This is a genomic window from Pseudomonas sp. Irchel s3a12, from assembly GCF_900187485.1.
Classification (GTDB): Bacteria; Pseudomonadota; Gammaproteobacteria; order Pseudomonadales; family Pseudomonadaceae; genus Aquipseudomonas; species Aquipseudomonas neuropathica.
Genome location: NZ_FYDN01000001.1, coordinates 510,718 through 533,468, shown reverse-complemented (window position 1 = coordinate 533,468; position 22,751 = coordinate 510,718). Strand labels below are relative to the sequence as shown.

The 22,751-nt window shown below is 60.4% G+C and carries 19 protein-coding genes; 12 read left to right on the top strand and 7 right to left on the bottom strand.

Annotation, left to right across the window (positions count from 1 at the left end):
• The first annotated feature begins 68 nt into the window (after positions 1-68).
• On the top strand, positions 69-962 hold the full coding sequence (locus tag CKW14_RS02495; protein WP_095047974.1) for a LysR family transcriptional regulator: 894 nt from the start codon (positions 69-71) through the stop codon (positions 960-962).
• Positions 963-981: 19 nt separating this feature from the next.
• Here the strand turns inward: CKW14_RS02495 and CKW14_RS02490 are convergent, their stop codons facing one another.
• A complete protein-coding gene (locus CKW14_RS02490) occupies positions 982-1,926 on the bottom strand; it encodes an aldo/keto reductase (RefSeq protein WP_176471237.1) in 945 nt (314 codons plus the stop codon).
• A 112-nt stretch (positions 1,927-2,038) separates the two neighbouring features.
• Here CKW14_RS02490 and CKW14_RS02485 point away from each other — a divergent pair, with 112 nt between their 5' ends.
• Positions 2,039-2,809, top strand: a complete 771-nt coding sequence (locus CKW14_RS02485; RefSeq protein WP_095124553.1) for an alpha/beta hydrolase — start codon at positions 2,039-2,041, stop codon at positions 2,807-2,809.
• A 302-nt stretch (positions 2,810-3,111) separates the two neighbouring features.
• A complete protein-coding gene (locus CKW14_RS02480; RefSeq protein WP_095124552.1) occupies positions 3,112-3,978 on the top strand; it encodes a CAP domain-containing protein in 867 nt (288 codons plus the stop codon).
• Here CKW14_RS02480 and CKW14_RS02475 read toward each other — a convergent pair.
• The 3 genes from CKW14_RS02475 to CKW14_RS02465 all read right to left on the bottom strand — a co-directional run bounded on the left by CKW14_RS02475 (position 3,948) and on the right by CKW14_RS02465 (position 7,921).
• Positions 3,948-4,889, bottom strand: a complete 942-nt coding sequence (locus tag CKW14_RS02475; RefSeq protein WP_095124551.1) for a bifunctional oligoribonuclease/PAP phosphatase NrnA — start codon at positions 4,887-4,889, stop codon at positions 3,948-3,950. The two genes, CKW14_RS02480 and CKW14_RS02475, sit on opposite strands and share 31 nt — an antisense overlap.
• 127 nt (positions 4,890-5,016) lie before the next feature.
• Complete coding sequence (locus CKW14_RS02470) at positions 5,017-6,300, bottom strand: Zn-dependent hydrolase (protein WP_095047978.1); 1,284 nt, start codon at positions 6,298-6,300, stop codon at positions 5,017-5,019.
• Positions 6,301-6,436: 136 nt separating this feature from the next.
• Positions 6,437-7,921: an NCS1 family nucleobase:cation symporter-1 gene (locus CKW14_RS02465; protein WP_095124550.1), complete on the bottom strand. Its 1,485-nt coding sequence runs from the start codon at positions 7,919-7,921 to the stop codon at positions 6,437-6,439.
• A 625-nt stretch (positions 7,922-8,546) separates the two neighbouring features.
• Here CKW14_RS02465 and hydA point away from each other — a divergent pair.
• The 3 genes from hydA (at position 8,547) to preA (ending at position 12,793) form a co-directional block, all read left to right on the top strand.
• The gene (hydA, locus tag CKW14_RS02460; RefSeq protein WP_095124549.1) at positions 8,547-9,986 is read left to right on the top strand and encodes a dihydropyrimidinase; all 1,440 of its coding nucleotides are present in this window, start codon (positions 8,547-8,549) and stop codon (positions 9,984-9,986) included.
• A gap of 164 nt (positions 9,987-10,150) precedes the next feature.
• Positions 10,151-11,518, top strand: coding sequence for an NAD(P)-dependent oxidoreductase (locus CKW14_RS02455; protein WP_095124548.1), 1,368 nt, complete (start codon positions 10,151-10,153; stop codon positions 11,516-11,518).
• The gene (preA, locus tag CKW14_RS02450; protein WP_093440896.1) at positions 11,519-12,793 is read left to right on the top strand and encodes an NAD-dependent dihydropyrimidine dehydrogenase subunit PreA; all 1,275 of its coding nucleotides are present in this window, start codon (positions 11,519-11,521) and stop codon (positions 12,791-12,793) included.
• Between the two features lie 223 nt (positions 12,794-13,016).
• Here the strand turns inward: preA and CKW14_RS02445 are convergent, their stop codons facing one another.
• Complete coding sequence (locus CKW14_RS02445; RefSeq protein ID WP_007919317.1) at positions 13,017-13,637, bottom strand: TetR/AcrR family transcriptional regulator; 621 nt, start codon at positions 13,635-13,637, stop codon at positions 13,017-13,019.
• Positions 13,638-13,776: 139 nt separating this feature from the next.
• On the opposite strand from CKW14_RS02445, the gene copC reads away from it, so the two are divergent.
• Positions 13,777-14,139, top strand: a complete 363-nt coding sequence (gene copC / locus CKW14_RS02440; protein ID WP_095047982.1) for a copper homeostasis periplasmic binding protein CopC — start codon at positions 13,777-13,779, stop codon at positions 14,137-14,139.
• Between the two features lie 3 nt (positions 14,140-14,142).
• Positions 14,143-15,006 (top strand): copper homeostasis membrane protein CopD, encoded by an 864-nt coding sequence (copD, locus tag CKW14_RS02435; protein WP_095124547.1) that lies wholly within the window; start codon positions 14,143-14,145, stop codon positions 15,004-15,006.
• Positions 15,007-15,084: 78 nt separating this feature from the next.
• On the opposite strand, the gene CKW14_RS02430 is transcribed toward copD, so the two are convergent.
• Positions 15,085-16,227, bottom strand: a complete 1,143-nt coding sequence (locus tag CKW14_RS02430; RefSeq protein ID WP_095124546.1) for an HlyD family secretion protein — start codon at positions 16,225-16,227, stop codon at positions 15,085-15,087.
• Complete coding sequence (locus CKW14_RS02425) at positions 16,224-17,879, bottom strand: MFS transporter (protein ID WP_095047985.1); 1,656 nt, start codon at positions 17,877-17,879, stop codon at positions 16,224-16,226. Before CKW14_RS02425 ends, CKW14_RS02430 begins: the two co-directional genes overlap by 4 nt.
• A 314-nt stretch (positions 17,880-18,193) precedes the next feature.
• Here CKW14_RS02425 and CKW14_RS02420 point away from each other — a divergent pair, with 314 nt between their 5' ends.
• The 4 genes from CKW14_RS02420 (at position 18,194) to CKW14_RS02405 (ending at position 22,684) form a co-directional block, all read left to right on the top strand.
• Positions 18,194-19,489 carry an OprD family porin gene (locus CKW14_RS02420; protein ID WP_095047986.1) on the top strand — a complete coding sequence of 432 codons (1,296 nt, stop codon included), beginning with the start codon at positions 18,194-18,196 and terminating at the stop codon, positions 19,487-19,489.
• A 414-nt stretch (positions 19,490-19,903) separates the two neighbouring features.
• On the top strand, positions 19,904-20,728 hold the full coding sequence (locus tag CKW14_RS02415) for an NAD(P)-dependent oxidoreductase (RefSeq protein ID WP_095124545.1): 825 nt from the start codon (positions 19,904-19,906) through the stop codon (positions 20,726-20,728).
• A gap of 30 nt (positions 20,729-20,758) precedes the next feature.
• Positions 20,759-21,652: an SMP-30/gluconolactonase/LRE family protein gene (locus CKW14_RS02410; protein WP_095124544.1), complete on the top strand. Its 894-nt coding sequence runs from the start codon at positions 20,759-20,761 to the stop codon at positions 21,650-21,652.
• A 60-nt stretch (positions 21,653-21,712) separates the two neighbouring features.
• Positions 21,713-22,684 (top strand): TRAP transporter substrate-binding protein, encoded by a 972-nt coding sequence (locus CKW14_RS02405; protein ID WP_095124543.1) that lies wholly within the window; start codon positions 21,713-21,715, stop codon positions 22,682-22,684.
• Positions 22,685-22,751 lie beyond the last annotated feature (67 nt).

Here is a 22,751-nt window from a genome sequence, read left to right as displayed (position 1 = left end):
ACTCTACCGGCGTCAACTCTTCAGATAATCGACTAGAATTCGAAAAAACTTATGCAGGACACTCATCAATGCTTCGAGAAAACGCCACCGACCTGCTCGCCTTCCTCGCCGTGGCCCGCGAGCGCAGTTTCACCAAGGCCGCGGCCAAGCTCGGTGTCTCGCAGTCCGCGTTGAGCCATACCATCCGCGCACTCGAAGCCCGTTTGGGCCTGCGTCTGCTGACCCGTACCACCCGCAGCGTCTCGCCCACCGAGGCTGGCGAGCACCTGTTGCAAACCATCGGCCCGCGCTTCGAAGAGATCGAAGTGGAACTGGCGGCACTGAGCAATCTACGTGACACCCCGGCGGGCAAGATCCGCCTCAACGCCACCGACCATTCGCTGGACTGGCTGCTGCGCCCGGTACTCAAATCCTTTCTGCCGCAGTACCCGGACATCAGCGTCGAGGTGAGCTGCGACTATGGTTTCGTCGACATCGCCGGCCAGGGTTTCGACGCCGGCGTGCGCCTGGGCGAAGACGTCGCGCAAGGCATGATCGCCACCCGCATCGGCCCCGACATGCGCATGGCGGTGGTCGGTTCACCGGCCTATTTTGCCAAACGCGCCAAGCCGCAAACGCCCCGCGACCTGACCGACCACGCCTGCAACAACCTGCGTCTGCCGACCAATGGCGGGTTGTACAGCTGGGAGTTCGAGAAGGATGGCGAAAGCCTGAAAGTGCGGGTCTCCGGGCAAATCACCTTGAACGGTGTCTACCCGTTGCTCGACGCTGCGCTGGACGGTTTCGGCCTGAGTTACATCCCGGAAAACATCGTTGCGCCGTATCTGGCCGACGGTCGTTTGCGGCAAGTGCTGGAGGATTGGTGCCCGACGTTTGCCGGTTATCACCTGTATTACCCGAGCCGGCGTCAGGCTGCGCCGGCGTTTGCGTTGTTGCTGGAGGCGTTGCGCTATCGCGGCTGAGCGCCGTCTACGAGATCGATTAACCCAGCAGCGCAATCAACTGATGCCGCTGCGCATCGGTGAGCATCGGCCCGAACCCGGCCTTGGCGTTATCGGCCATATAGCGCGGATTGCCCGTGCCCGGGATCACGCAAGTCACCGCCGAATGCGAGAGCAGAAACTTCAACGCCAATTGTGGCCAACTGTTGACCTGCACATCCGACACCCAGCCCGGCAGCGATTTGCCTTTGAGCCGGGCCAGCAGTCCCCCGCCACCGAACGGCCGATTACAGATCACCGCGACGCCGCGTTCGCGGCACAAAGGCAAAATACGTTTCTCCACGCCTCGGTCATCGAGGGCGTAGTTGATTTGCAGAAAATCCAGTGGCTCGGCCTTCAGCACCGCTTCGACTTCGTCGTAGGCCGAGGGTGTGTAATGGGTGATGCCGATGTAACGGATGCGCCCCTGGGCTTTCCATTCACGTAGGGTCGGCAGGTGGGTTTGCCAGTCGAGCAGGTTGTGGATCTGCATCAGGTCGATGCGTTCGGTGCGCAGCAGGCTGAACGACTGCTCCATCTGCGCGATGCCTTCCTTGCGCCCGCGCGTCCACACCTTGGTCGCCAGAAATGCTGGCGAACGCGGTTCGTGGATCGATAGCAGTTCACCGGCAGTCTGTTCGGCGCGGCCATACATCGGTGAACTGTCGATCAGCGTGCCGCCCTTTTTGAACAGCTCATCGAGCACCGCCGGCAATTGCCGATAGGCCGGGTCACCGGGCGCGACGTCAAAGCCGCGATAGGTGCCCAGGCCCACGATTGGCAGCGACTCGGCACTGGACGGGATGGCACGGGTCTGCATGGTTTGGCCTCCGGTGGTCGCGGACGTGGTGGTTGTGGCCAGCGCCCGATCAAAGGTGAAGACCGCCGAAACCCCGGCAGCCAGCGTGAGCAATCGGCGACGGGAGTAACCCTCAGTGTGGCTCATGCTGGTTCCCCTGTTGCGCTGATCTGTTGCATGTTGTGTGTGCGAGCGGCCCGGTTGCAGGGCTGAACTACACTGCGACAGCGATCCTTCACACACCGTTAAAAGTAGCCGAATGTCCCGAACCTTGATGTCACTCGTCGCATTGATCGTTGCCGTGTACCTGGTGCTGTGCGCGGCGCTGTTTTTTTTTCAGCGCTCGCTGATCTATTTTCCGCAGCCCAATGCCGTCAGCAGCAGCGACTCACAACTGATCCTGTCGATGCCGGACGCGCGGGTTTCAGTGATCACCCGCGAGCGCGTCGGGCCACGGGCGCTGATCTATTTCGGCGGCAATGCCGAGGACGTGTCGCGCAATCTGCCGGAGTTTGCCGAGGCGTTTCCCGATTACGCGGTGTATCTGCTCAACTACCGCGGTTTCGGTGGCAGCGGCGGTTCACCGTCGGAAGCGGCGATTGCCGAGGATGCCTTGGCACTTTTTGATCAGGTGTACGCCAGCCACCCGCAGGTTTCGCTCATTGGCCGCAGCCTGGGATCGGGCGTCGCGGTGCGTCTGGCCAGTCAGCGGCCGCTGCAACATTTGATTCTGGTGACGCCTTACAACAGCCTTGAAGAAATCGCGGCGCGGCAATACCCGTGGGTGCCGGTGAAGTGGTTGCTCAAGGACCGATTTGAGTCCGGCAAGTACGCCGCGCATATCCGCGTGCCGACGTTGTTGCTCGCGGCCAGTGACGACGAGGTGATTCCACGCGCCAGTACCCAGCGCTTGCTGGAAAATTTCCCGCAAGGCGTGGCGCTGCTCAGAGTGGTACCGGAGTCAGGGCATAACTCGATTTCCGACCGTGCGCAGTATTTGCAGTGGATGGGGGATCTGTTGAATCGCTAATGAGGATTCACCTGTGCTTTTTGTGTTGGCTGGGCGAACGCTATCGCTGGCAAGCCAGCTCCCACAGTTTTTGCGGTGAACACAATTTTTGTGTACGGCTCCGTCCCCTGTGGGAGCTGGCTTGCCAGCGATGAGGCCAGTCCAACCACGCTTAATCGTCCTGAAACATGCAGCAAGTCGTCGCCCCACAATAAACCCCCTCCCCGCCCCTTGAACCAAGTCCAAAAAGCCCAGTCCTACTCGCGCCGCTTTCTGCGGTTCACTCAACTTTTGCGCTGTCCTCCTTCAGAGCTGCCCGTCTCATGCGCCACGCCGTTCGTTCGTCTCGCTTCGTTTCGCTGTGCCTGCTGATCCTTTCACCGCTGTTCGCTGAAACCGCCCATGCCGGTGCGGAGCGACAACTGGTGGCTGCCATCAACGACTATCGTGCCCATCCGCAGCGCTGCGATCGACGCCCGGCGCAACGTCTGGCACCGTTGGCGCTGAAGTCGAACCTGGCCTTGCCGATCGGTTATCGCTACGCCGGTGGCATGCGTGAAGCGCTGAAGTCGTCCGGGTATTCCGCCATCGCGGTGCGCAGTATTCGCGTGATTGGGGCCGAGGACGCCGAAGAGGCCTTCGACCTGCTGCAAGACGAACACTGCGCCGCGCTGCTGGATGCGAGCTACGCCGACATCGGTGTCAGTCGTTCGCGTAATGAATGGCAAGTGGTGTTGGCGCAACCGGTGCTCGACAGCCGTGTCGGAGATAACCGCAGCGTCGGCAAGGCCTTGCTCGCTGAGGTAAACGCCGCGCGCGCCCGGCCACGGATGTGCGGACGCCAGCGCTTCGCCGCCGCCCGGCCGTTGAGCTGGAACGCAGCACTGGGCGCAGCCGCGCAGGGGCACAGCAAAGCCATGGCTTACGGCAACTACTTCGCCCACCGCGATCCGGACGGCGACCTGCCTGCCGATCGCGCCCGGGCGGCCGGCTATCGCGGTCGGCAGATCGGCGAAAACATTGCTGCCGGACAGAGTTCACCGGGCAAGGCCATGGCTGGATGGCTGGCCAGCCCTGGGCACTGCGCCAATCTGATGAATCCGATGTTTACCCAGGTCGGCGCCGGGTTTGCCAGTGAGGCGCGCAGTGACGAAGGGGTTTACTGGACGATGGTGTTTGGCGCGCAGTGACTGGCAGCGTCCAGTGCCAATTTCAACAGTTCCTTGCGCAGCATTGACGGCGCCCGCACGGCCAATCCGCCCTGCCAGTCGAGTGGCAACAAGCGATTGAGCTTTTGCTGGCTGACCTCGGCTGGCGCCAGAAAGCAGCTTTCGCGGTCGCGGATACTGATCACATTCAGCAGCCAGTCATCGCCCTGCTCTGCCATCCAGCAATTGATCATCGGCCGGTGCTTTTGCAGCAAGGTGTCGGCATCCCAAACAGTCATTTGCGCGAAAAAGCATGGCAGGTTGCTCTCGGGTTTCATCCGTTTCGAGTCGGCTGCCAATGCAGCGGCAAGGTTCGACTCGATGTTGGCCTGGCACTCGAGAAAATATTGCCGAGGCCAGTCTGCCGGCAGTTTTGCCCGTGAAGCGAGGTCGGCGTAAGCCTCGATGTCCGCTGGCGTGGTCATCTGCCCGGTGAAATTCTGCGTGTTGTCGAGAATCGCGGTGGCCAGCAAAGCGGCACTTTGCACGCTGATCTGCAGCAGCACACCGGCCGCCTGCCAGCGCTGAAAAACCTGAGTTGCCGCCGCGCCGATCGGGCGAATATCGGCAGCAGACCCAAGCTTCTGCGCCCAGTAATGCTCGTACCCCGGATGATGATCGATGACTTCCACCACCCGTTCGAGCACCACCAACGGGTCGAAATGGTGATAGTCCGAGACATCGACCAGGACAAACTCATCGTCCAGCGTCGGCTGGCAATCGTCAAAAGCAGCAGCCCACCCGAGCACGGTGTGCGAAACGCTGGCGTTGGGTTGTGCGCTGCTCATGGCGCGGGCGGGAATGCCTCGCAGATTGAGCAGTTCTGCATAAGCGATGCAGCAGGCGTAGGCGTCGATGTCCAGATAGGACGCGCCGGAGGTGATGATTTTCATGGGCCGGCAAAATCGCACATTTTCATGACGTTGTGGTGACAGCGAAAAGATCGCAGCCTCCGGCAGCTCCTACACAGGATTTATGGTTTCCCTGTAGGAGTTGCCGAAGGCTGCGATCTTTTCATCTTCAAGCCGCCCGCTGCCCTCCCGCGACCATCGCCGAAGCCGCCAGCATCGCCCGCAACAACACCGCACACCCGGCCGCCAGATCATCCGGCGCGGCGTTCTCGATTTCGTTGTGGCTGATGCCGCCTTCGCACGGCACGAAGATCATCCCGGCCGGGCCGAGTTCGGCGAGAAAAATCGCGTCATGCCCGGCGCCGCTGACGATGTCCATATTCGACAAGCCAAGCCCTTTTGCTGCGCTGCGCACCGCTTCCACACAGCCTTTTTCGAAGTACAGCGGCGGGAAGTCCGCGGTCGGGGTCAGTTCATAAGTCAGGCCGTGTTCTTCGCAGGTGGCGTTGATGACTTGCTTTACTTCAGCGATCATCGAGTCCAGACGCGCCGGTTCCAGATGACGGAAGTCGAGGGTCATGCGCACTTCGCCAGGAATGACGTTGCGCGAACCGGGATAGGCTTGCAGGCAGCCGACGGTGCCGCAGGCATGCGGCTGGTGGCCGAGGGCGGCGCGGTTGACGGCGCCGACGATCACCGAAGCGCCGACCAGTGCATCTTTGCGCAGGTGCATCGGCGTCGGGCCGGCATGCGCTTCGACGCCGCGAAGTTTGAGGTCGAACCACTTCTGCCCCAGAGCACCGAGCACCACGCCGATGGTTTTCTGTTCGTCTTCGAGGATCGGGCCTTGCTCGATGTGCGCCTCGAAATAGGCGCCGACCTTATGCCCGCTGACCTTGCGCGGGCCAGCGTAGCCGATCGCGTTGAGCGCTTCGCCAACGGTGACGCCGTCGGCATCGACTTTGGCGAGGGTTTCTTCGAGGGTGAATTTCTCGGCGAACACACCGGAGCCCATCATGCATGGGGCGAAGCGTGAGCCTTCTTCGTTGGTCCAGACCACCACTTCCAGCGGCGCTTCGGTTTCGACGCCGAGGTCGTTGAGCGTGCGCAGGACTTCGACGCCGGCAAGCACGCCGAAGCATCCGTCGAACTTGCCGCCGGTGGGTTGGGTGTCGATGTGACTGCCGGTCATCACCGGTGGCAGATTCGGATTACGCCCGGGGCGACGGGCGAAGATGTTGCCGACGGCATCGACCGTGACGCTGCATCCGGCGTCCTTGCACCATTGCACGAAGAGGTCGCGGGCCTGGCGGTCGAGATCGGTCAGGGCCAGGCGACAGACACCGCCCTTGACCGTGGCGCCGAGCTTGGCCAGCTCCATGAGCGACGCCCATAAGCGGTCGCGGTTGATGTGCTGATGGGTTGATTGCAGAACGTCTACGGCTGCGTTCATGGGGATCTCCTCAGTGCTGATACCGATAGTTCCCACGCTCTGCGTGGGAACTCATCCATGGACGCTCTGCGTCCGCTGTTGGGACGCGGAGCGTCCCGGGCTGCATTCCCACGCAGAGCGTGGGAATGATCATGTGCTACACCGCCGACTTCACGACCGAAGGCTGCGCGCGCATCACGCACAACCCGTAATAAATAATCCCGCCCAGCGCCGAGCCGGTGAACCAGCCATAGCTGTAGAACCAGCTGAACGCATCGCTACCCAGCGACAGCAAGGTCAGCACCACCGGCACACCGAACGCGAGAAACCCGGCCCAGTTCCACGCCGGATAGACGTCGTCGCGGTATAAACCGGCCAGGTCCAGTTGCTGTTTCTTGATCAGGAAATAGTCCACCACCATGATCCCGGCGATCGGCCCGAGCAGGCTCGAATAACCCAGCAGCCAGTTGGAATACACGGTTTCCAGGCTGACATCGGAGACGATCAAACCGAGTTTTTTCAGCAATTCATGACCCATCAGCAACAGTCCGACAAACCCGGTCAGCAACACCGCTTTGGTGCGGTTGATGACCTTCGGTGCGATGTTCTGGAAGTCGTTGGTCGGTGAGACGATGTTCGCGGCAGTGTTGGTCGACAACGTGGCGATAATGATCAGCGCCATGGCCACCGCGACCCACACTGGGCTCTGGATATGACCGATCAGAGTGACCGGATCGGAGACGGTGACACCGACCAGTTTCACCGAAGCGGCGGTCATGATCACGCCCAGCGATGCAAACAAAAACATCGTCAGCGGCAGGCCGAAAATCTGCCCGAGGATCTGATCCTTCTGGCTCTTGGCATAACGGCTGAAGTCAGGAATGTTCAGCGACAACGTGGCCCAGAAACCGACCATTGCGGTCAGCCCGGCGGCGAAGTAACTGACCACACTGGCGCCCTCCGGACGTTTAGCCGGAATCGCCAGCAGCTCGGTCATCGACACATTGGGCATCGCCCACACCAGCAGCCCGATGCCGACCGCCACCAACAGCGGCGCCGACAAGGTTTCCAGCCACTTGATCGACTCGGCACCGCGAATCACCACCCACAGATTCAACGCCCAGAACACCAAGAAGCCAATCACCTCCCCCGTGCCGCCGAGGGATTTCCAGCCCTCGAACACCGAGCCGAGAAACAGGTGAATCGCCAGCCCGCCAAACATCGTCTGAATGCCGAACCAGCCACACGCCACCAGTGCGCGAATCAGGCACGGCACGTTGGAGCCGAGAATGCCGAACGACGAGCGCAGCAACACCGGAAACGGGATGCCGTACTTGGTGCCGGGGAAAGCGTTAAGTGTCAGCGGAATCAGCACGATGACGTTGGCGAACAGAATCGCCAGCAGCGCTTCACCGACGCTCAAGCCGAAGTACGCCGTGAGCACGCCACCGAGGGTATAAGTCGGCACACAGATCGACATGCCGACCCATAGCGCGGTGATGTGCCACTTGTTCCAGGTACGTTCGCGCACCTTGGTCGGTGCCATGTCGTGGTTGTAACGGGGACTGTCGAGGACGTCGCTGCCGGCTTCAAGCTCGAACAAGCCGTCGCGCTCGGTCACTTGCGATCTGATCTGTTGCATGGCCGCTCCACTGTTCTTCTGATTATTTTTTTGCTCATCAGGCGGCTGCACCCGAGGGTACGAACCGGACGATGGCCGGAGGAACTGACAACTTTCGTGCACCGGCCATGGTGTCAGCGGCGGCATCAATAAACGTGCCGGGTGCCCCGCTTACGCATCGGGCGGTGTTTCAAACGCTTTGCAACTTTCTGATATTCATCAGTTTTAATTATTCACCGGATGAGTTCGCGGAAACTTGTCTGGGTGCTCAGGCTAAACACTTGGCAAGTTGTCCGAACAGACAGGACTCAATCTGGTGCACTGCATTTATTTTCACCGTGAGCGAGCAACCGCAGCTCAACTTCAAGCGGCTGATTTCACATAGGAAATCTTGCTCATATTTCCATCCTGTCAAGTGCGTCAAAATGGTGAACGGCCTCACCATTTTGGTGATTTATAGTTTTTATTCTTATTTTTCATACACTTAAAACAGTCATAAGCTTATAAAAAATAATCTTGATCTATTGCAAATCTGCGACTAGCTTCTATTCCTGACAGCGCTGACAGGAATACGACCTGCAACGCTGTACATCAATAAAACATCTAGAACCGGCACAAGTCGGTCAATGCCTGCGAGGAACTCGGAATGTCTCTGTTGATCCGTGGCGCCACCGTTGTTACCCATGATGAAAGTTATCGCGCCGACGTCTATTGTGCCGACGGCGTGATCAAAGCCATCGGTGAAAACCTTGATGTTCCCGCCGGCGCCGAAGTCCTCGACGGCAGCGGGCAATACCTGATGCCTGGCGGCATCGATCCGCACACGCACATGCAACTACCGTTCATGGGCACCGTGGCCAGCGAAGATTTCTATAGCGGCACGGCGGCCGGTCTGGCCGGCGGCACCACGTCGATCATCGATTTTGTGATTCCCAATCCGCAGCAGTCGCTGATGGAAGCCTTTCATCAGTGGCGCGGCTGGGCGGAAAAGTCGGCTTCCGACTATGGCTTCCACGTCGCAATCACCTGGTGGAGCGAGCAGGTGCGTGAGGAAATGGCCGAGCTGGTCAGCCATCACGGGATCAACAGCTTCAAGCATTTCATGGCTTACAAGAACGCAATCATGGCCGCCGACGACACGCTGGTGGCGAGTTTCGAGCGCTGCCTGGAACTCGGCGCGGTGCCGACCGTGCACGCGGAAAACGGCGAGCTGGTTTATCACTTGCAACGCAAGTTGATGGCCCAGGGCATCACCGGGCCGGAGGCGCATCCGCTGTCGCGGCCCTCGCAGGTTGAAGGTGAAGCGGCGAGCCGGGCGATTCGTATTGCTGAAACCATCGGCACGCCGTTGTATCTGGTGCACGTTTCGACCAAGGAAGCCCTCGACGAAATCACTTATGCGCGCAGCAAGGGCCAACCGGTTTATGGCGAAGTCCTCGCCGGGCATTTGCTGCTCGACGACAGCGTCTATCAACACCCGGACTGGCAGACCGCTGCCGGTTACGTGATGAGCCCGCCGTTCCGTCCGCGGGGTCATCAAGAGGCGCTGTGGCACGGACTGCAAAATGGCAATCTGCACACCACCGCGACTGACCATTGCTGCTTCTGCGCCGAGCAAAAAGCCGCCGGGCGCGATGACTTCAGCAAGATTCCCAACGGTACGGCGGGTATCGAAGATCGCATGGCAGTGCTTTGGGATGAGGGGGTTAACTCCGGGCGTTTGTCGATGCAGGATTTCGTCGCCCTCACCTCCACCAACACCGCGAAGATCTTCAACCTGTATCCACGCAAAGGCGCGATTCGTGTGGGTGCCGATGCCGACTTGGTGCTGTGGGATCCGCAAGGCACCCGGACCATTTCCGCCAAGACCCACCATCAGCAGGTGGACTTCAACATCTTCGAAGGCAAGACCGTGCGCGGTGTGCCGAGCCATACCGTCAGCCAGGGCCGGGTGGTCTGGGCCGATGGCGACCTGCGCGCCGAGCGCGGGGCCGGGCGGTACATCGAACGGCCGGCGTATCCGGCGGTGTTTGATTTGCTGAGCAAGCGGGCTGAGCGGCACAAGCCAGTTGCTGTGAAACGCTGAAAGCGGCCTTCGGCCTATCGCTGGCAAGCCAGCTCCCACAGGGATCTGTGGTGCTCACAAAACCTTGTGGGAGCTGGCTTGCCAGCGATGAGGCCATCCCGAACGCCACAAAAACCACTGCCCGATAGAGGCAGAGAACCTCAATAACCGTGAGGCACAAAACCGTGATCGAGACCCTGAACCATCTCCCCCACCCGCACGAAAGCGCGGCCGCCCTCGCCGGGCATTTCACCGATCTGGCGCCGCCGCTCAATGCCCGGCAGGCGCATCTGGAAGCCTCGCGCTGCCTGTATTGCTACGACGCGCCGTGCGTCAACGCGTGCCCCAGCGAGATCGACATCCCGTCGTTCATCCGCAACATTCATCAGGACAACGTCCCCGGTGCTGCGCAGAAAATCCTCTCGGCGAACATCCTCGGTGGCAGTTGCGCGAGGGTGTGTCCGACGGAAATTCTTTGCCAGCAAGCCTGCGTGCGCAATAACGCCCAGGAATGCGCGCCGGTGTTGATCGGCCTGTTGCAACGCTACGCCGTGGACAACGCGCACTTCAGCGAGCACCCGTTCCAGCGCGCGGCTGCCAGCGGCAAACGCATCGCCGTGGTCGGTGCCGGGCCGGCCGGTTTGTCCTGTGCGCATCGCAGCGCCATGCACGGCCATGACGTGGTGATTTTCGAAGCTCGGGAAAAGGCTGGCGGCCTCAATGAATACGGAATCGCCAAGTACAAACTGGTCGACGACTACGCGCAGAAGGAACTGGATTTCCTTCTGCAGATCGGCGGCATCGAGATTCGTCACGGGCACAAGCTCGGCGAGAATCTGACGCTGAGTGAACTGCATCAGCAGTTCGACGCGGTGTTCCTCGGCCTCGGCCTCAACGCAAGCAAGCAACTCGGTTTGGCCCACGAAGATGCCCCCGGCCTGCTCGCTGCCACCGACTACATTCGCGAATTGCGCCAGGCCGATGACCTCACGCAACTGCCACTGGCCGAACGCTGCATCGTCCTCGGCGCCGGCAACACCGCGATCGACATGGCCGTGCAAATGGCCCGCCTCGGTGCCCGCGACGTCAATCTGGTGTATCGCCGTGGCGCCGCCGACATGGGCGCCACCGGTCATGAACAGGACATCGCCAAAGCCAACCAAGTACGTCTGCTGACCTGGGCGCAACCGGAAGAGGTGCTGCTCGACGCTCAGGGCCAGGTGCGCGGCATGCGTTTCGCCCGCACCGATCTTGTCGACGGTCGCCTGCAAACCACCGGCGAAACTTTCGAGCTGGCCGCTGATGCGATCTTCAAAGCCATCGGTCAGGCCTTCGACGGCAGCGCCCTCGCCGACCCGTTGGCCCGTGAACTCAAGCGTCAGGGCGAACGCATCTACGTCGATGAAAACCTGCGCACCAGCATCCCCGGCGTGTATGCCGGCGGCGACTGCACCAGCCTCGATCAGGACCTCACCGTGCAAGCCGTACAGCACGGCAAACGCGCCGCCGAGGCGATTAATGCTCAACTGATGCTTAACGTGGAGGCTGCGTAAATGGCCGATCTGTCGATTGTCTTCGCTGGCATCAAAGCGCCGAATCCTTTCTGGCTGGCCTCTGCGCCACCGACCGACAAAGCTTACAACGTGGTCCGCGCCTTCGAAGCGGGCTGGGGTGGCGTGGTCTGGAAAACCCTCGGAGAGGATCCGGCGGCGGTCAACGTGTCGTCGCGTTACTCGGCGCACTACGGCAATAACCGTGAAGTGCTGGGCATCAACAACATCGAGCTGATCACCGACCGTTCGCTGGAAATCAACCTGCGCGAAATCACTCAGGTGAAGAAGGACTGGCCGGATCGCGCGCTGATCGTTTCGCTGATGGTGCCGTGCGTGGAGGAATCGTGGAAACACATTCTGCCGCTGGTGGAAGCCACCGGCGCTGACGGTATCGAGCTGAATTTCGGCTGCCCGCACGGCATGCCCGAGCGTGGCATGGGGGCGGCGGTCGGTCAGGTGCCGGAGTACGTCGAACAGGTCACGCGCTGGTGCAAGACCTATTGCTCGCTGCCGGTGATCGTCAAACTGACGCCGAACATCACCGACATCCGCGTCGCCGCCCGCGCCGCCCATCGCGGCGGTGCCGATGCAGTGTCGCTGATCAATACGATCAACTCGATCACCAGCGTCGACCTGGAACACATGGTCGCCCTGCCCACCGTCGGCAGCAAAAGCACCCACGGCGGTTATTGCGGCTCGGCCGTGAAGCCGATTGCGCTGAACATGGTCGCCGAAATCGCCCGCGATCCGCAGACCCAGGGCTTGCCGATCTGCGGGATTGGCGGCATCGGCAGTTGGCGCGATGCGGCAGAATTCATGGCGCTGGGCAGCGGCGCAGTGCAGGTGTGCACGGCGGCGATGCTGCATGGGTTCCGCATTGTCGAAGAGATGAAGGATGGGTTGTCGCGGTGGATGGACAGTCAGGGTTACGCCAGCATCGCCGAGTTTTCCGGGCGCGCGGTGGGCAATACCACGGACTGGAAGTACCTCGATATCAACTATCAGGTGATCGCCAAGATTGATCAGGACGCGTGCATTGGTTGCGGGCGTTGCCACATTGCTTGTGAGGACACTTCACACCAGGCGATCAGCAGTCTGAAGCAGGCGGACGGCACGCATAAATATGAAGTGATTGATGAGGAGTGTGTGGGCTGCAATCTGTGCCAGATCACGTGTCCGGTGGCGGACTGTATCGAGATGGTGCCGATGGAGACTGGGAAGCCGTTTCTGGACTGGAATCATGATCCGCGGAATCCGTATCACGTTGCGGTCTAGCCCCTCACCCTAACCCTCTCCCAAAGGGAGAGGGGACTGATTGGGGGATGCTTCAGAAATCCACCGACGTGAACGATTTGCTTTGAATCCATAGTCGAAACAGCCACAGGCTCGGACGGCTTTGAATCCGCAATCGACTCGGTTCTTCAGGTCGATGTAACTCGAAAGACACCTCGGTCGGCCCCCTCTCCCTCTGGGAGAGGGCTGGGGTGAGGGTCTGCTTCTAGGGCTCCAGCCCGATCCCACGCAATATCACACTCGTCACCGTCTGCACCGCCCGCTCAAACTGCATATCCGACAACGGCTGATGCTCATTCAGAATATTCACCTGATGATCAAAGTCGGCATAGTGCTGCGTCGACGCCCAGATCATGTACAGCAAACTCGACGGTTCCACCGGCAGAATCCGCTTGTCCTCGACCCACTGACGAATCTTCGCTTCCTTCATTTTCGCCCAGTCATACAGGCTGACATCCAGCGCCTCGCCCAACGTTGGCGCGCCGTGGATGATCTCGTTGGCCCAGACTTTCGAGCCGTACGGTCGGCTGCGCGAGTGGTTCATCTTGGCGCGGATGTAGCTGCTCAGCACCACGCGCGGATCGTCGAACATCTCAAAGCACAGCGCATCCTGTTTCCATACTTCCAGCAGATCGAACAGCACCGCGCTGTACAGCTCGCTCTTGGTGCTGAAGTAGTAATGCAGGTTGGAGCGCGGCAGTTGCACTTCAGCCGCGATGTCGGCCATGGCCGTGCCGCCGAAGCCTTTTTCGGCGAAGACTTTTTCCGCCGCGAGGAGAATTTTCTCGACGTTGTTGCGACGAATCTCGATCTTGTGATTGCCCATGAGGGCTCCCTGACAACAGCGTTGCCCAAGACTAGCATCCGCTCTGGTCCGCGGGCGACCGCTGCAAACAAAACTTCGTACTGGCGTGAGCGGATGGCTAAACTGACGCTTCTTCACTCCTGCCGCAGAGGTATTCGCGATGCTGTTCAAGAACGTCCTGACCACCACTGCCCTGCTCGCTTCGCTGTTCGCCGCATCTTCCGTATTTGCCCACGCCCACCTGAAAAGCCAGATCCCGGCCGCCGATAGCACAGTCGCAGCTCCCGCCGATTTGCGCCTGACCTTTTCCGAAGGTGTCGAGGCCAGTTTCACCAAAGTCACGTTGACTCGCGATGGCGCACCGGTCGTGGTCAAACCGCTGACCACCGAGGGCGACAAGAAAACCCTGATCGTTACCCCCGCAGCTCCTTTGAGCGCCGGCGAGTACAAAGTCGAATGGCACGCAGTGTCTGTCGACACGCACACAAGCGAAGGCGCCTACCAGTTCAAGGTGAGTCAGTAATTCATGAGTGAAGCGCTGGTGCTGTGCCGCTTTGTGCATTTCATCGTGGTGTTGATGCTGTTCGGGGCCTGGTTGTTCAGGCCGTTGCTGCTCAAGGATGAAGCGCCGCAAGTGGACCGGCACCTGGCGCGACTGGCGCGTTGGCTGGCGACTGTGGCACTGCTCAGCGGAATTGCCTGGGCGCTGTTGATCACCGCGAGCATGACCGGTTCGGCAGCGGCGGCGTTTGACCCAGACACGGTTGCGCTGGTGCTGGGCCATACGTTTTTTGGTCAGGTATGGCGCTGGCATCTGCTGATCAATGCCGCGCTGTTGGCGCTGTTGTTCACGCCTTGGCGTTCGAGCATGCCGTTGCGTTTGGGCTTGAGCGCATTGTTGCTCGCGACCCTGGCACCGGTCGGGCATGGTGCGATGCTCGATGGTTTGAGCGGGCAATTGCTGATTCTCAACCAGATCGTTCATCTGACCTGCGTGGCGGCGTGGTTGGGCGGGTTGTTGATGCTGGTGCTGGTGCTGATTCTGCGTCAGCCGACGGAGCCGATGCGTGAAATTTTGCGGCGCTTCAGCGGGATCGGTTATGCCTTGGTCGCAGGGTTGCTGATCACGGGGTTGATCAATGTGCGCGTGCTCACTGGCCAGTGGTGGCCGACGCCGCTGTTCAGCGGGTTTGCGTTGATTCTGTTGATCAAGGCGCTGCTGGTGTTGGCCATGCTCGGATTGGCGCTGTTCAACCGCTTGCGGGTTGAGGATTGCGAGCAGCGGATGGGCGCGCTCAGGCGCAGTGTGATGCTCGAATGGCTGCTGGGCATTGGCGCGGTTGCGGCTGTCTCGCTGCTCGGTACCCTGCCCCCGATGATCACAACCTGAAAATCAAAAGATCGCAGCCTTCGGCAGCTCCTACATGGGTAATCTGTAGGAGCTGCCGAAGGCTGCGATCTTTTGATCTTAATGGGGTTGGGTGTCGCCCGCTGCGGTGTCGATGCTGACCACCACCGACATCCCCGGCCGCAAACGCTCCTCTTCCTGCTGATCCGGATCGATGGTGATCCGCACCGGCACCCGCTGGGCAATTTTGACGAAATTGCCGGTGGCGTTGTCCGCCTGCAACAGGGCAAATTCCGAGCCCGTCCCCGGCGAAATATGCTGCACATGCCCGGTGAATCGGCGGTGATTCAGCGCATCGACGGTGAAGCGCACCGGTTGCCCGACGCGCACGTTATCCATCTGGGTTTCTTTCATGTTGGCGATCACCCATTTCTGGTTTGGCACCAACGCCATCAACTGCGCTCCGGAGTTGACGTAGGCACCGAGGCGCACGCCGATCTGCCCGAGCTGGCCGTCACGCGGGGCGACGATGCGCGTATTCGACAGATCAATCCGTGCCAGTTGCACCGCCGCTTCGGCGCTGGCCACGGCCGCCTCCAGCGAGCCACGATTGACGATCACCGTTTGCAGATCCTGACGGGCGATTTCCAGATTGGCCTTGGCTTGCGCGACCGCCGCAATGCTTTGCGCATTCGCCGCCAGCGCGACGTCCATCTCGCGCTTCGACACCGAACCGTCGCGTACCAATTCCTGATTCCGCCGCAGATCCGCTTCACTCTTGCGCAACTGCGCTTCGCTGTCGGCCTGCGCCGCCTGACGCAATTTGATCGTCGCCTCGGCGCTGTTGCGTTGCTGCACCACATTGGCCAACGCGGCTTTCTGCACCGCCAGTTGCGCCAGTGACTGGTCGAGTCGCTGCTGATAGATGCGGTCGTCCAGACGCACCAGCAAATCCCCGGCCTTCACGTACTGGAAATCCTGCACCGGGACCTCGTAAACATAACCGGCGAGTTGCGGGCCGATGATCGTCACCTGCCCGCGCACCAACGCGTTTTCGGTAGTCTCAACCGCACTGCTGAACGGCGGCAATTGCCAGGCATACAAAACGATCAACACGCCGACGATGGCAATCGCGGCAAAGCCCAGCGAAGAAATGATCCGCACGCGCAGCGAGCGCGGCTCGGTGTTCGGCGATGACGGCGGTGCCACACCCTCGGGCGTGGCGGCAATGGCATTGGTGGTTGTGGTGGTCGGTTCGGTCATGAAGAAGTGGCACCGCTCGAAGGTGTGGAAGGCGCGGGGGCGACGGCTTTGGTGGTGCTCATCAGCCACAGCGCACGAATGGACAGCCAGATCATGGTCAGCACAGCAATCACAGCGATCAACATGAACACATCGTTGTAGGCCAGTACATTGGCCTCACGGGTGGCGGCATTGGACAGGCTGCGAATACCCGCCAGATTGCGCAAACTCGGGTCGGCCAACAGCGAGCCATACGCCGAACCGCCGCTCTGCACACGCGCAGCCACCAAAGGGTCAGACAGCGTCAGGTGCTCAACGATTTGACTGGAATGAAATTTTTCCCGGACGATCTGAAAAGTGCCCAGAAGCGCCGCACCGAGCAGGCCACCGAGGTTGTTGCAGATCCCGAACAGCACGGAAAAACTCACCAGATTGCGCGGATTGGTCAGCACGTTGCGCGTACCGAAAACCATGGTCGGGCCGAGGAAAAACGTGCTGCCGAAGGCCAGCAGAAACTGGCTGAAGTAGAGGTTTTCCGGGCGGGTCAGGTTGTTGGAAAAGCTGTCCATCACCGACCCGGTGGCCATCAGTGCCAGCGAGATAATCAGCGGCATCAGCAGGTGTTTGGGGTCGATGGTCAGCGCACTGGTCAACAATCCCGCGACACTGCCGATCAGCATCACCACGTACAGGCTGTGCAGTTGCTCGTAGCCCATGTTCAGGTTCTGCATGAAACCGACCGCACCGGTGGACTGCTCCGAGGTGACCATGCGAATCAGGGTCACCGCCAGCGCCAGGCGGATCATCGTCCCGCTGCCAAGCCAGCGGGTCATCAGCAGCGGGTTGCTGCGGTTATGTTCGATGGCCAGACCGGCGAGGATCAAAGCAATCGAGGCAGCCAGCGCGTAGCCGATCCAGTTGGCCTCCAGCCACCAGTCAATCCGCCCCAGCGACAACACCGCACACAGCAGCGCCACGCCAGTGGCGAGAATGGCGAAGGTGAGAAAGTCGAGTTTTTCGAAGGTTTTGAAGCGGTCGCCCGGTGGCAACTTGAGCATCAATACGCAGCCCAGCGACAGCAGTGCCATGCCCAGTTCGAACAGATACAAGCCGCGCCATTCGGCGATCTGCAGCAAGTCTTCGGAAAATAATCGCGCCAATGGCAAGGCCAGTTGCGAGGTGCCGAGGCCGAGTACCAGCGCCTTCAGCCGCCACTTCGCCGGGAACGCCTGGACCATGTAATACAGGCCCAGCGAACTCAGCGCCGCGCCCACCATGCCGTGGGCCGCGCGCACCGCCACCGCGGAATTCAGGTCGTTGACGAACAGATGGCCGAAAGTTACCAACGCATACAGCACCAGAAACACTTCGGTGAATGCACGCAAACCGAACTGCTGACGAAACTTCACCAGCAACAGGTTCATCGACACGTTGGTCATCACATACGCCGCCGGCAGCCAGGCCATTTCCGCCGTGGTTGCGCCGAGTGCGCCTTGCAGATAAGGCAGGTTGGCCACCACCAGCGAGTTGCCCAAGCCACCGGTCACCGCCACCAGTAAACCGACCAGCGCATAGGCCAGGCGCTTGGGGTTGGAGTGCAACGGCGTCGAGGGGGAACCGGGCAGACTGGGCTTTTCGTGGGGCTGCCAGTTGCGCGGGGCGTATTGATCCATGGAAAGGCCTTGTGCGGAACGTGGGTGAAGTTTGCCGCAAATTCACCGGCAACACACATCCCATGGACAACACAAATCCTTGTAGGAGCTGTCGAGTGAAACGAGGCTGCGATCTTTTGATCCTGTTTTTTAAAAAGCCAGATCAAAAGATCGCAGCGTGCCGCAGCTCCTACAAAGTGATCTGCGTCGCGACGGCAAGTCATCGTATAACTTGCTGTTGACATTCCCGGAAAACCGAGGAAATATCCGCAACCATGTTGTACGACGACGTATGACAAATAATAAAAACAACAAACGAAACAGGGAGCGTCACAGTGAGCACACTCGTCTGCAGTTCCGTCCGCCCTTCCCGCTTTGCCACGCTTCGCCCGCGTTCCACCCTCGGCCTGATCGGCTGCAGCAGCCTCGCCCTTGCCTTACCGATGAGCGCCGATGCCGAAGGCTTTCTCGAAGACAGCAAAGCCACGCTGAACCTGCGCAATGCCTACTTCAACCGTAACTTCGTCAACCCGGCCAACCCGCAGGGCAAGGCTGAAGAGTGGACGCAGAACTTCATTCTCGATGCCAAATCCGGCTTCACCCAAGGCACGGTCGGCTTCGGGCTCGACATCCTTGGTATGTACTCGCAGAAGCTCGATGGCGGCAAAGGTACGGGCGGTACGCAACTGTTGCCGATCCACGATGACGGGCGTCCGGCCGACAATTTCGGACGGCTCGGCGTGGCGTTGAAGGCCAAAGTCTCCAAGACTGAATTGAAGGTCGGCGAATGGATGCCGGTGCTGCCGATCCTGCGTTCCGACGATGGCCGCTCGCTGCCGCAGACCTTTCGCGGCGGCCAGATCACCTCCACCGAGATCAATGGCCTGACTGTCTACGGTGGCCAGTTCCGTGGCAACAGCCCGCGCAATGACGCGAGCATGGAAGACATGTCGATGAACGGCCGCGGCGCGTTCACTTCCGACCGCTTCAACTTCGGCGGCGGCGAATACACCTTCAACGACAAGCGTACCCTCGTCGGCGTGTGGTACGCCGAACTCAGCGACATCTACCAGCAGCAGTATTTCAACCTCAGCCACAGCCAGCCGTTGGGCGACTGGACCCTCGGCGCCAACCTCGGTTTCTTCACCGGCAAGGAAGACGGCAGCGCCCAAGCTGGCGACCTCGACAACAAAACCGCGTTCGCCCTGCTTTCGGCCCGCTACGGCGGCAACACCTTCTATGTCGGTCTGCAAAAGCTCAGTGGCGACGACGCGTGGATGCGGGTCAACGGCACCAGCGGCGGCACCCTCGCCAACGACAGTTACAACGCCAGTTATGACAACGCCAAGGAACGCTCCTGGCAGTTGCGCCACGACTACAACTTCGTCGCCCTCGGTGTTCCGGGCCTGACCCTGATGAACCGCTACATCAGCGGCGACAACGTGCACACCGCCACCACCAATGACGGCAAGGAATGGGGCCGCGAGTCGGAACTGGCCTACACCGTGCAAAGCGGCCCGCTGAAGAATCTCAACGTGAAATGGCGCAACGCGACGATACGCCGGGACTTCAGCACCAACGAGTTTGACGAGAACCGGATCTTTATCAGTTATCCGATTTCGTTGTTGTAAAGCCAGTCGTCACACCGAGTTTCCCTGTGGGAGCGAGCCTGCTCGCGAAGGCGGCGTGTCAGTCGATACAAGAGTTGCCTGGACCGGCCTCATCGCTGGCAAGCCAGCTCCCACAGGATTTTGTGGTGAATGCGGTAATTGAAAACAACGCTGATACCTGTGGGAGCTGGCTTGCCAGCGATGGCGGCGGCAGATTCAGCATTGATGTTGATTGGCACACCGCTTTCGCGAGCAGGCTCGCTCCCACATGGGATTGCATTGCAAATACGGAACGGTGGTGATCGAAAAGAGAACCGGGCCTTCCGTCATTTACACCAAAAGTCGCGTTGACAAGTTCCGGAAACCCTACCGATACTTCAGCTAAGTCATACGACAACCTACAACAAACCTAATAACAACGTGTAAGGGCTTGCCATGACGTCTACCTCTACTCCCCACGCCCCGTTCAACCGCCTGCTGCTGACCGGCGCTGCCGGTGGCCTGGGCAAAGTCCTGCGCGAACGTATGCGCCCTTATGCCAATGTGCTGCGCCTGTCAGACATTGCGACCCTCGCCCCGGCCGTCGATGATCGCGAAGAAATCGCCCCTTGCGATCTGGCCGACAAACACGCCGTGCATCAACTGGTCGAAGGCGTCGATGCGATCCTGCATTTCGGCGGCGTCTCCGTCGAGCGGCCCTTCGAAGAAATCCTCGGCGCCAATATCTGCGGCGTGTTTCACATCTACGAAGCGGCGCGCCGGCATGGCGTGAAGCGAGTGATCTTCGCCAGTTCCAACCACGTCATCGGCTTCTACAAACAGGACGAACCGCTCGACGCCAGCTCCGCGCGCCGCCCGGATGGCTACTACGGCTTGTCCAAGTCCTACGGCGAAGACATGGCCAGTTTCTACTTCGATCGCTACGGCATCGAGACCGTCAGTATCCGCATCGGCTCCTCGTTTCCCGAGCCGCAAAACCGCCGGATGATGCACACCTGGCTGAGTTTCGACGACCTCACGCAATTGCTCGAACGCGCGCTATACACGCCGAACGTCGGCCACACCGTGGTCTACGGCATGTCCGCCAACAAGGACGTCTGGTGGGACAACCGCTTCGCCAGCCACCTCGGCTTTGAGGCGAAGGACAGCTCCGAAGTGTTCCGCGAAAAAGTCGAGGCGCAACCGATGCCGGCCGCCGATGACCCGGCGCGGATCTATCAGGGCGGCGCGTTTGTCGCCGCAGGTCCGTTCGGCGACTGATCACCCTGACAACGACGCGAAGGAATGAGTATGCAAGCCGAATTGATCGTCGATGCCCGCAACGCCGTGGGCGAAAGCCCGGTCTGGGTGCCGCAGGAAAACGCGCTGTATTGGGTGGATATTGCCAACGGCGGGCTGCAACGCTGGAGCGCCGACACCGGCCACGTGCATGCCTGGAAAACCCCGGAAATGCTCGCCTGCATCGCCCACCATAGCGGTGGCGGCTGGGTCGCCGGCATGGAGAGCGGCTTTTTTCATCTGCACCCGCACAGCGACGGCAGCCTCGACAGCGAACGGCTGGCCAGCGTCGAGCACAGTCGCGCAGACATGCGCCTCAACGATGGTCGCTGCGACCGACAGGGCCGTTTCTGGGCCGGCAGCATGGTGTTGAACATGGGCCTGAGTGCGCCTGAAGGCCGGCTCTACCGCTACGGCGCCGGGCAGTCTGGCGTGATCGAAACGCAGCTCGACGGTTTCATCGTGCCCAACGGCCTCGGCTTCAGCCCTGACGGCAAGACGATGTACCTGTCCGATTCGCACCCCGACGTGCAACTGATCTGGGCGTTCGATTACGACACCGAGACTGGCACGCCGTCGAACCGTCGTGTGTTCGTCGACATGAACCACTTCCCCGGGCGGCCAGATGGCGCTGCCGTGGATGCTGAAGGTTTCTACTGGATCTGCGCCAACGACGCCGGCCTGATTCACCGCTTCGCGCCGGACGGTCGTCTTGATTTCTCACTGGAGGTGCCGGTGAAAAAACCGACCATGTGTGCCTTCGGCGGCAGCCGCATGGACACTTTGTTCGTCACCTCGATTCGTCCCGGCGACGACCACGATCCGCACTCTCTGGCCGGTGGCGTATTCGCCCTGAACCCCAATGTCAAAGGCCTTGCGGAACCCTTGTTCAACGATTTGCTTTAAACCCTCTGCTGCACCGCTGCGCCTTGAACACAACAATAACAAGACTGGAGACTCACCCCCATGTACTTCAAACGCACCTTGCTGGCCGCTGCAATCCCGCTGATGTTTACCTTCACTGGCGCCGCTCAGGCCCTGCAACTCAAATTCGCTGACATTCATCCCGCCGGTTATCCAACCGTGGTGGCCGAAGAAAACATGGGCAAGACCCTGACCAAGGAAACCAACGGCGAGCTGACCTTTCAGTACTTCCCCGGCGGTGTGCTGGGTTCCGAAAAGGAGGTCATCGAGCAGATGCAAGTCGGCGCCGTACAGCTGTCTCGCGTCAGCCTGGGTATCGTCGGCCCGGTGGTACCGGACGTGAACGTGTTCAACATGCCGTTCATCTTCCGCGACCATCAACACATGCGTAACGTCATCGACGGCCCGGTGGGCGACGAAATCCTCGACAAAATCACCAACTCCGAATTCGGCTTGGTGGCCCTGGCCTGGATGGACGGCGGCACGCGCAACGTCTACACCAAGAAACCGGTGCGCAAGCTCGAAGACCTCAAGGGCATGAAAATCCGCGTGCAAGGCAACCCGATGTTCATCGACATGATGAACGCCATGGGCGGCAACGGCATCGCCATGGACACCGGAGAGATCTTCAGCGCCCTGCAGACCGGCGTAATCGACGGCGCGGAAAACAACCCGCCAACCCTGCTCGAACATAACCACTTCCAGAACGCGAAGTACTACAGCCTCACCGGTCACCTGATCCTGCCAGAGCCGATCGTGATGTCGAAAATCACTTGGGAAAAACTGACCCCGGATCAGCAGACGCTGGTCAAGACCGCCGCCAAGGCTGCCCAAGCCGAAGAGCGCGTGCTGTGGGACAAGAAGTCCGCTGCCAGTGAAGAAAAACTCAAGGCCGCCGGCGTCGAGTTCATCGAGGTCGACAAGAAACCCTTCTACGACGCCACCGCTCCGGTGCGGGAAAAGTACGGCGCGAAGTACGCCGACCTGATCAAGAAAATCGAAACCGTTCAGTAACGTCTCCCGCTCCGTCCTCATGAACAAGGCCCGGTGCGCCCGATGACTGCGGCGCGCCCGGTTACGG

Excerpts from the sequence above, each read along its gene's own strand:
- hydA (WP_095124549.1), top strand. The coding sequence starts at position 8,547 with ATGTCTCTGTTGATCCGTGGCGCCACCGTTGTTACCCATGATGAAAGT.
- CKW14_RS02430 (WP_095124546.1), bottom strand. The coding sequence starts at position 16,227 with ATGACCGAACCGACCACCACAACCACCAATGCCATTGCCGCCACGCCC.
- CKW14_RS02415 (WP_095124545.1), top strand. The coding sequence starts at position 19,904 with ATGACGTCTACCTCTACTCCCCACGCCCCGTTCAACCGCCTGCTGCTG.
- CKW14_RS02490 (WP_176471237.1), bottom strand. The coding sequence starts at position 1,926 with ATGAGCCACACTGAGGGTTACTCCCGTCGCCGATTGCTCACGCTGGCT.
- preA (WP_093440896.1), top strand. The coding sequence starts at position 11,519 with ATGGCCGATCTGTCGATTGTCTTCGCTGGCATCAAAGCGCCGAATCCT.
- CKW14_RS02465 (WP_095124550.1), bottom strand. The coding sequence starts at position 7,921 with ATGCAACAGATCAGATCGCAAGTGACCGAGCGCGACGGCTTGTTCGAG.
- CKW14_RS02445 (WP_007919317.1), bottom strand. The coding sequence starts at position 13,637 with ATGGGCAATCACAAGATCGAGATTCGTCGCAACAACGTCGAGAAAATT.
- CKW14_RS02485 (WP_095124553.1), top strand. The coding sequence starts at position 2,039 with ATGTCCCGAACCTTGATGTCACTCGTCGCATTGATCGTTGCCGTGTAC.
- CKW14_RS02405 (WP_095124543.1), top strand. The coding sequence starts at position 21,713 with ATGTACTTCAAACGCACCTTGCTGGCCGCTGCAATCCCGCTGATGTTT.
- CKW14_RS02475 (WP_095124551.1), bottom strand. The coding sequence starts at position 4,889 with ATGAAAATCATCACCTCCGGCGCGTCCTATCTGGACATCGACGCCTAC.
- copC (WP_095047982.1), top strand. The coding sequence starts at position 13,777 with ATGCTGTTCAAGAACGTCCTGACCACCACTGCCCTGCTCGCTTCGCTG.
- copD (WP_095124547.1), top strand. The coding sequence starts at position 14,143 with ATGAGTGAAGCGCTGGTGCTGTGCCGCTTTGTGCATTTCATCGTGGTG.
- CKW14_RS02495 (WP_095047974.1), top strand. The coding sequence starts at position 69 with ATGCTTCGAGAAAACGCCACCGACCTGCTCGCCTTCCTCGCCGTGGCC.
- CKW14_RS02480 (WP_095124552.1), top strand. The coding sequence starts at position 3,112 with ATGCGCCACGCCGTTCGTTCGTCTCGCTTCGTTTCGCTGTGCCTGCTG.
- CKW14_RS02425 (WP_095047985.1), bottom strand. The coding sequence starts at position 17,879 with ATGGATCAATACGCCCCGCGCAACTGGCAGCCCCACGAAAAGCCCAGT.
- CKW14_RS02470 (WP_095047978.1), bottom strand. The coding sequence starts at position 6,300 with ATGAACGCAGCCGTAGACGTTCTGCAATCAACCCATCAGCACATCAAC.
- CKW14_RS02410 (WP_095124544.1), top strand. The coding sequence starts at position 20,759 with ATGCAAGCCGAATTGATCGTCGATGCCCGCAACGCCGTGGGCGAAAGC.